This is a genomic window from Faecalibacillus sp. MSK20_93 (genome assembly GCF_020589945.1).
GTDB classification, from domain to species: domain Bacteria; phylum Bacillota_I; class Bacilli_A; order Erysipelotrichales; family Coprobacillaceae; genus Faecalibacillus; species Faecalibacillus intestinalis.
On sequence record NZ_JAJDKA010000177.1, the window covers coordinates 1 to 357 of the forward strand.

The 357-nt window shown below is 31.1% G+C and carries 1 protein-coding gene; it reads left to right on the forward strand.

Annotation, left to right across the window (positions count from 1 at the left end; translation table 11 throughout):
* Positions 1 to 225: transposase (locus tag LJD34_RS16255; protein ID WP_227360393.1), on the forward strand; the 225-nt coding region annotated here is incomplete at its 5' end.
* Positions 226 to 357: the final 132 nt, after the last annotated feature.

Genomic DNA, 357 nt, shown 5'->3' on the forward strand with positions numbered 1-357 from the left:
AACTCTTTTACATGGATAAATGACAGACGTATATCTAATGGACCATGTGAAGGTAAAAACAATTATGTAAAGAAGATCTTATCCAATGCAAATGGTATGTCCAATTTTCAACGTGCAAGAAACAGAATCCTATATTCTCAAAACAAATATGAAACTTACACAATGAATGAACATACAGACAGAATAAAACGTATAGGAAATCCTAGAGGAGCCTACAAAAAATAAAATAAAAATAGAAAACAAATAAAAGGAGGAAAACCAGGACCAGACATCATCCTAATTTTCCTCTTAAAAAAGCACAGAATATTTTAGAGGGAATACTGATTCCACATCAATATCCCCCTTAATAATTTAGAG